Source organism: Pseudoalteromonas sp. 0802 (assembly GCF_013350085.1).
GTDB lineage: Bacteria > Pseudomonadota > Gammaproteobacteria > Enterobacterales > Alteromonadaceae > Pseudoalteromonas.
Genome location: NZ_JABVXE010000027.1, coordinates 22496 through 30267, shown reverse-complemented (window position 1 = coordinate 30267; position 7772 = coordinate 22496). Strand labels below are relative to the sequence as shown.

Below are 7772 nucleotides of genomic sequence, written 5' to 3'. Positions count from 1 at the left end.
TGCAAGGGTAACACCCGCATCTCAGCAGAAACAATCTGTTAAAATGAAAGTCTTCGAATTATCGAAGTTGGATTTTGGATCTGAGAAAAAAAGCTGCCTAGCCGTTAAGCTAGACTGTAGAAGCCCTGTGATCAGAATGAACCGATGTTGCTGGGTAGTTCACCATCGTCATACCCTCTGATGTTTAAGTGAACTTGATGATTAGTGACCTTTCGCAACAAATAATCAAGCTGAAAACATTCTGATAAAAACGCATATCCTGTACCACCCGCACCAATTACTGATACATTTAATGGTTTAGAAATCCACTCTGATGAAATTAAAAGTATGTTTATTTTTTAACCTTTTAATATGGCCGGACATATAATGTGAATTATTCACAAGGCCGAGCTTAAAAACTCTCCCAAACGCATAAATCGATTTAACTCTCGCATTCTTACTTTTGCATTACTTAGGCTCCTTGTGTTGGCTTTAGCGATCCAAAATGCGAGCAAATTTTGCGTTGTTACAACTTCCTTTGCTTTAAGGGTCTTTTCGTGGTTTACGTGAGTAAAGTTTGAGGCCAGTACAGTTTTCTCAACATCATTCATGCCTTCATTCATTCAGTAATTGATGTGATCTTTTTGGGTAAAGTTGCATTTCCTTGGCAAACAACTCCATTCGAATAAATATTCATCAGTGGCGCATGATACAAATGCGTATTTTCATTAGGTCGTTGATTACTTGGCAAAGCAAACACAATTAACCCATTTGGTTCTTCTTGTTTATCTTTTTCCAAACAAAAAAGAAGGGCAGGGTAGATAATTGAAAAGTTCGTCTTGGCGTTATAACTTATATACCAAAAAATACCTTTATGAGAAAGTTTGTGCCATATACTGTACCTTCTGCTGACCAATAGAAGTGGCTCACATCAAAGAAAAAGCCAAAGTACCATCAGGCTGTGCTTGTAGAAGCATTTCAGCAAGCTTAAATGGCAAGATACCATTCAAATCATCTACAGAATTTTCTAACTGAATAATATCCTTAGCCAATCTATGACCATCACTAGTGTATAACTTCATCTGATGAGAATTTATAGAAAAGTTAATATGATTTAGGAACGGCCTTACATCGTTATTCGCCTTGCCATAAAAAATACCAGAAATAGCAGACTTAAATGACTCAGCATCACAAGAAAATTGAAAGCCAATAGGAATTACAATTTTGGGAATAGGGTAGCTATCGCATGACATTGTAGCTATTGAAGCTCTTGAACGACCATGTTTAACAATTACTTTATTTTCATCGAATTGAAATTTTAGTGGCTTACTTTCATCGGTAAAGCTACTTATAAAAGTATTAAGTTTTTTGGCTTTGATACAAATCTCATAATCTTCAAACGCATCAATTGGTGAAGATTGCCTAACAATCGATTGAGTGTCCGTTCCTAGCACTTCTGCTATGCCGCCAATTAATGAGAAGTGGATATAATCCGACGCAGATATGTTGCATTTTGAGCCATTTGCTACACCACAAGCATCCACAAACAGATGTTTTGCGGTAGAGAGTGAGATTGAAAAATTCATGAATATGCCTTCTATTGTTTATTTAACAACAGAATGACAGCTAAATTACATCGTGCATTTTGCAAAGAACTTATTAGCTAAAGTTATTGAGCTTAGTTCTTTTTAAATACCAAATATCATTTTTAATTTGATTTGTTGAGAGCTAAGAATAAATATTAAGGATAATGATGGTTAAATATATAGGTTAGATCTTTAGGTTAGCGCTGTGGATTGTGTTGTTAACTTATTGATTTTTATAAATAATAAAAAATAAATGAGATCGCAATTACACGTTATTTAGATCGCAATTACACCTTACTTAGATCGCAACTACACGTTACTAGCACTTATATTGATATTATTATCAACAGGTTATAAAGGGTTGTCTGTAAAATATCCACAACGACATTGCTCAAGATCGCATTTACACTTTATTTTATTCACAATCACAGTTTGTTTTTTATTCAAAATGATTGAAAATAGGCCAAATTACTGTGCCAGATCGCAATTGCACGCTTCTCAGATCGCAATTACACCTTTTTTTACTGGGTTATTCACAGCCCTGCTGAATCCATACTACAGAAGTTTAGTGAATTTTCATTTGAAAATAGTTTTTTTTCGCCCGTTACCTATGTTTGTGTGTGGTACAATTCTGTAAACCACTGAAATGTATGTGTTTTATTTTTCAGATCGGTTTTACACTTTATTTTGTAATTTCTCTGTCCTTTTGAGAGCAAATTCTTCCGATTTATTTTTGACCAATAGTTTTAAGTTCACATCGGGTACACAGAAGTAAGTTGATGAAATAATAAACTGAAAATAAATCTCAGACCCTAATTACACGTTATTCAGTAGTTTTGTAGCTTCTCAGATCGCATTTACACTTTATTTTATGAGCTAAATTTTTGTGTCAGATCGCATTTACACGTTATTTTATGACTTCAAATTTCATCCCAGATCGCATTTACACGTTATTCTATAGCCTCAAATTTCATCCCAGATCGCATTTACACGTTATTTTTCGGCCTCAATTTTCATCCCAGATCGTATTTACACGTTATTTTTGAACTAAATCTTCACCTCAGATCGCATTTACACGTTAATCAAATAGATAGGTTTTGAACTCAGATCGCAGTTACACGTTATTCAAACTGTTACTCAAACTACCAGATCGCAATTACACGTTATTTTTAATAGGTTTATTAGGTAGTCAGATCACAGTTGCACTCTATTATCGCTCTGATTATAAAGAGTTTTTTAATAATGGTGCATTTTGCTGTGTTATTTATATAGCGATTTGATATATTTGAAATTCAAGTATGCGGGAATATCGGTATGAGAAAAAACAAACTTACAATAAATAATTTGCCAGAGACTATCAGCACCAAAGGGCTAGTAGTTCAGGAAGCCGCTGAGGTTGAGCAGCTTAAACTCTTTACTGATGTGCATTTTGAAGGTTTGAAATCTAATTCATTATCAAATACCTTTCCTTTATACGATTTATGGTCTCGTTTTGTAAGAGTTAAAACTACCATATACCCAATTAGACAAGCACCAGAAAGGCTCGTTAATTCTCGCTCTATTTCTGATAAGTTGGATGGTGTTGAATACACCGGTGAATTGCAAATCTCACCAGCTGTAATCAAAGGTAAAGAAACAGACTATGTTGCTTGGCCATCTGACCGCGAAGAAAAGGTAGAAAGGGCGCTTATTTCACTTGCAACAAAAGGCAATATTTCTAAGATTAATAACGCAAGCGGCACTCGTTACGCAATTCATTTTAAAATGAATGAACTAAATGCAGAGCTTAAGTCAGTTAATCAATCATTATCTTATCCAGATTTAAAGGAAGCGCTACTAATCTTGTCTGGGAGTCAACTGTCTTTTAACTACAGCACCAACTCAAATGGTGAAGTAGAAACAAATGAGGCAAAAATGCCTTATCTGGGGTCAATTCATTTTTCTGGTAAAAAAGGGCCAAGCACTCAGAGATGCATTGTATTTCTTAATGAGTATATGGCTCAGCAAATTGAAACTGTATCTTATAAAGGATATTACTTTAACCAGGCGCAACAATTTAAGAGAACCTTATCTAGTTGGCTTACAACAAGACTTTATACATTGTTTAGATACGCCAGCCCCGAAAAGACGTATCACTTCATGCTTGTAAGAATAATGATTAAGTTTGGCTCTATTGAGTCAGAAGACATTACTGAAAATCGCTTAATTGCTATTCGCAGAAATATGACTTCAACTATGAAAGATCTTATTAATGCTGGCATTTTAGAGAAGTATGATATCGCTGCTGTAAAGGACGATGAAGATAAAGTTATAGACTACAAGTACACTCTATACCCAACAGAAGGGTTCTGTGATGAAATCGTGTCACTTAATAAACACGCTAAAAAAATAAAAATTAAAAGCAATACGACAGAAGAAGTTGTTGAAACTCTTTTAATCGAGCAGTAAGGGGCAGTACTATATTGGTTATGGGGACTGCACTGTTAAAGTTGAACAGTGCAGTGGATTAAAGCCAATTTTACATATCAAGTATTTCAGATTTTTTAATCAAAGCCTTTGAATAACCATACTTTTTAAGCAATTGTTTTACCTCATCTATGTAACCTTGCGAAGCAAATGGCGAAATGTACACTTCTTGAATAAGCTCATTAACATCAATCTTCACGCTCTTACCTTGAATGAAATTAACAGTTTGATCCAAGCTCTTCTCAGGAGGTGAATCATTCAATATGAAAAGCCTTAGCTCTTTTTCAAAATCATAAAATGGTTTTTTCGTTGTTATTAGTGATAGCCTTGATAGGCTATCATCGCAAAGGTGTTTTTTATATTTAACTTTACCCATATAAAATGGCTCTGGGTTATTGTCTTGCCCATTAATCACAGAGCGTTTAAGTTTGCTCACCGACGTTTTAACGGCAACCCCATTCGCTTCACCTGAAAGATAAATCTTCCATAAAGCGTATGACTCATGTGGAGTTAATGACCAGCAGTTGATAAAGACACAATTTTTCTTAGGATTGGTGTTCCAAAAAAAAGCTTCCAATTCACCTTTAAGATTGTTCCCTGTAATACCGTCATTAATTAGGTCATCTCTTTTTTTGTTTTTAACACTTTCAGGTATAGATACTTCATATTGATCTGAGAGTGCATTAGCGTTTGGAAAAAACAAAGTGGAATTTATGAGTAACTGTTCAAATTTCCAAGTACTCATATACCGCCAAACAGATGAATTACCATGAGGTATTTCTAGAGCATCGTCATTTTGTAAAAACATCTTCAACCTCCATTTTCAAGCGCTCAAAGACCCAAACTAGCTGCTCGATTAAAATTCTGCACAGCAAATTCAGCACTGATGTTGTCGAAGTTTTTCAAATATGAGTCCAGTGCAAATTGACCTATACGAACTGCTTCATTGATAGGAATAGGTACTCCACAAAGCTTTTTACCTTTTTGTGATACTTGCACAAACAACTTCCTTTCTTGGTATTGAACCTTTAATGATTTGTCATTCTTTGCTCCGTAATGCTTTAACTCAATACTTTCCTTAATGAATAAAAATGCGCATAGAAATTCAATCAAACCTAGCTGAGTAAGCTGAATGGAAATTTTGTTTTTCCAGTCATAACTTTTATTTGCTCCAGAAGCTGCCTCAATTCGAATAGTAATTACCCCTTTCCTTGTTATATCTGCTTTGAATTCGACAGCAGCCTTGCTTGCATGAACTTTAATTGAGTAATACCTACCACCGGGAGCATAATCAGGGTTGAAATCACAGCTTTGTGTTTGGCCTTCTTGACCCTGTTTCACTGGAGACTGAGCGTTATTGTTATGCATATGACTAGGAGCATAGTTCTCATTCACGTATTGGTTTTGACATTCAGCACCAGTGTTATGCATCTGACTAGAATCAAAATACTCATTCGCACTTTGAGGCTGATATTGTGGTTGATATAGGGGATGATTATTCATAAACAAATCCAGTAATTAATTTACTTCATTATTTCAAAACATAGATATCGCGCATTTTTAGAGTTAAAAACCTCCAAGTTGCACATTTTTCAATATGAGGGAATATAAAGGAACGATTCAAAGACGGGGAAAATGATGGAGCTGAAATCATTAGAGTGCTTTGGTATTAAACATGCTTGGCAGGTGCCATTAATTTGCCCAGTTGAAATTGAAGATTACACAAACATTGTCACTGAATTTTCTAAGGCATATCAATTAAGCGGCCATAAAATAGTAATAGCTGGAAAATTAGTATCAGCACCATCTTTCAATTTGGTTAGAGGGAAAGGGGTATTAACAATTGAGCTGTTTGACGAGTTAGGCTACTTACTTTCAATAAAGCTTTTCGGTGATACAAAGCTTATTGAAGAAAGTCTGGCTGAAGTTGGTTCAACCTATTACTTTAAAGGAGTTTCATTTGCTAATGGGGCTTACCTAAACTTACGCGCAGCAAAATTGATATCCAGTGCTGACATTGGGAAATTCGTACCAATTTACAAATCTAAGCGCGGTTACCTGTCTAAAGAGCAGGTAAGAGAGGTTATTAGAAAACAGTTACCCAGCACACTTAATCAAGCAGAAAAACATCTAAGGGAAGTTATAAAATGGGTACCAAACATTAGACAAGTTTTAAAGACTAAGAAAATGACTTTAAAAGATGTTCTAACCGAATTGCACAATCCTAGTTCGGTAGAGTCATGGGAAGAAGCTAGGGGTGTCATAAAAAGAATTGCCGCCTTATATTGTATCCGTGAAATGAATGCCTTAAATCCAAGAGAGCCAAATAAACTTGTAAATTCTTTACACGGTCTACCTATCAACGTGCTAAAGGAAAAAATTCCTTTTGAATTAACTACAGAACAAACACAAATTGTTGAATCAATAACAAATAAATTTAAGGAAGGTACCAAAGTCGATGGGGCTCTAATTGGTGATGTAGGAACTGGAAAAACAGTTGTCTACGGAATTTGCGCTGCTTCAGTGGTCTCCGCTGGTGGGCGAGCAGCGATTATGTTACCTAGCCAAACCCTTGCAGAGCAAATTCATGAAGAGTTAAATTCATATTTTGGTTCGTTAAAGCCAGTCTTAGTTACATTAGAAACAGAACAAACAAACTTAGAGGAAACGAATTTTCTAATCGGTACAAGCGCTCTGTTACATCGAAGGGTTGGTGTACTGGATTTAGTTGTGGTTGATGAACAGCATCGGTTTGGACTTGAGCAAAGAGAATTACTACTTTCTGAAAATACACACTTTTTGGAAGCAACAGCTACTCCAATACCTAGAACCCAGGCTTTGATTTCGTATGGTAATTCAAAGCACATATTCAGACTTACCAAATGTCATGCTAAGAAAGAGATAACCACTAAGTTAAGACTTAAAAGTGAAAGCCATGCACTAATGAAAGAGTGCCTTAATCAAGTTGAGCTTGGTAACAAAGTACTCGTTGTATGTCCAACAAAGGATAATTCTGAGAATTTCGCATCTGTAGAAGAGGTATTCACGAAGTGGAACAAGTTTGCCCGAAATAAAGTTAGGTATATTCATTCGGGTTGCAGTCCAGACCACAACAGAAAATCAATTGCAGATATTAAGTCGGGCAAGGCTAGCATACTAATCTCTACAACAATGGTTGAAATTGGCTTGACTATCCCTCGGTTAACAAAAACGATCATCTATCATGCTGAAAGGTTCGGAACAATAACGTGCCATCAAATACGGGGACGTTTAGTGCGTCATGGTGGAAAAGGACAGCTAGATTTATATTGCCCAACTGAGATTGGTGAAAAATCATTACAACGCTTACTTCTCTTAACTAAGTTCGACGATGGTTATGAATTGGCCGAACAAGATATGATCTTAAGAGGATTTGGCGATATTGTTAAAGCAAGCGACTTATCTCAAAGCGGGTCTACTAAATCCATATTAATTGGGGAAAAAGTTGAAGTTTCTGATGTGGAAGAAATTCTATCGACACTAGAAACTACAAATTAACTCTTAACATTCAATTTCATTGTTTTGCTCTCTTTGTGAAGCATAAATATCTCACGGAATCGCAAAAAAAAACTAAAAATAGTAAATAAAACTCGCGGAGCACGATAAATACATACTGATATATTACTAGCAAATCTAGATCTTATCTTTAAACGGTTAGCAGAAGGCAAATTTACTTTGCTGGTATTCATAGGTTGGATACAG

The 7772-nt window shown here is 35.5% G+C and carries 6 protein-coding genes; 2 read left to right on the top strand and 4 right to left on the bottom strand.

The window, feature by feature from the left end:
- Nucleotides 1-598 precede the first annotated feature (598 nt).
- Both HUS61_RS21945 and HUS61_RS19820 read right to left on the bottom strand, forming a co-directional pair.
- Nucleotides 599-895 (bottom strand): hypothetical protein, encoded by a 297-nt coding sequence (locus HUS61_RS21945; protein ID WP_081759794.1) that lies wholly within the window; start codon nt 893-895, stop codon nt 599-601.
- A 10-nt stretch (nt 896-905) separates the two neighbouring features.
- A complete protein-coding gene (locus HUS61_RS19820) occupies nt 906-1565 on the bottom strand; it encodes a hypothetical protein (RefSeq protein WP_175083499.1) in 660 nt (219 codons plus the stop codon).
- Between the two features lie 1314 nt (nt 1566-2879).
- Here HUS61_RS19820 and HUS61_RS19815 point away from each other — a divergent pair.
- Nucleotides 2880-4013: a replication protein A gene (locus HUS61_RS19815; protein WP_175083500.1), complete on the top strand. Its 1134-nt coding sequence runs from the start codon at nt 2880-2882 to the stop codon at nt 4011-4013.
- A 70-nt stretch (nt 4014-4083) separates the two neighbouring features.
- Here the strand turns inward: HUS61_RS19815 and HUS61_RS19810 are convergent, their stop codons facing one another.
- Together HUS61_RS19810 and HUS61_RS19805 are read right to left on the bottom strand one after the other, a co-directional pair.
- On the bottom strand, nt 4084-4839 hold the full coding sequence (locus HUS61_RS19810; protein ID WP_175083501.1) for a hypothetical protein: 756 nt from the start codon (nt 4837-4839) through the stop codon (nt 4084-4086).
- 23 nt (nt 4840-4862) lie between these two features.
- Nucleotides 4863-5534, bottom strand: coding sequence for a hypothetical protein (locus HUS61_RS19805; RefSeq protein ID WP_175083502.1), 672 nt, complete (start codon nt 5532-5534; stop codon nt 4863-4865).
- A gap of 132 nt (nt 5535-5666) precedes the next feature.
- On the opposite strand from HUS61_RS19805, the gene HUS61_RS19800 reads away from it, so the two are divergent.
- A complete protein-coding gene (locus HUS61_RS19800) occupies nt 5667-7568 on the top strand; it encodes a DEAD/DEAH box helicase (protein WP_175083503.1) in 1902 nt (633 codons plus the stop codon).
- The last annotated feature ends 204 nt before the right edge of the window (nt 7569-7772 follow it).

Excerpts from the sequence above, each read along its gene's own strand:
- HUS61_RS19820 (WP_175083499.1), bottom strand. The coding sequence starts at position 1,565 with ATGAATTTTTCAATCTCACTCTCTACCGCAAAACATCTGTTTGTGGAT.
- HUS61_RS19815 (WP_175083500.1), top strand. The coding sequence starts at position 2,880 with ATGAGAAAAAACAAACTTACAATAAATAATTTGCCAGAGACTATCAGC.
- HUS61_RS19810 (WP_175083501.1), bottom strand. The coding sequence starts at position 4,839 with ATGTTTTTACAAAATGACGATGCTCTAGAAATACCTCATGGTAATTCA.
- HUS61_RS19805 (WP_175083502.1), bottom strand. The coding sequence starts at position 5,534 with ATGAATAATCATCCCCTATATCAACCACAATATCAGCCTCAAAGTGCG.
- HUS61_RS19800 (WP_175083503.1), top strand. The coding sequence starts at position 5,667 with ATGATGGAGCTGAAATCATTAGAGTGCTTTGGTATTAAACATGCTTGG.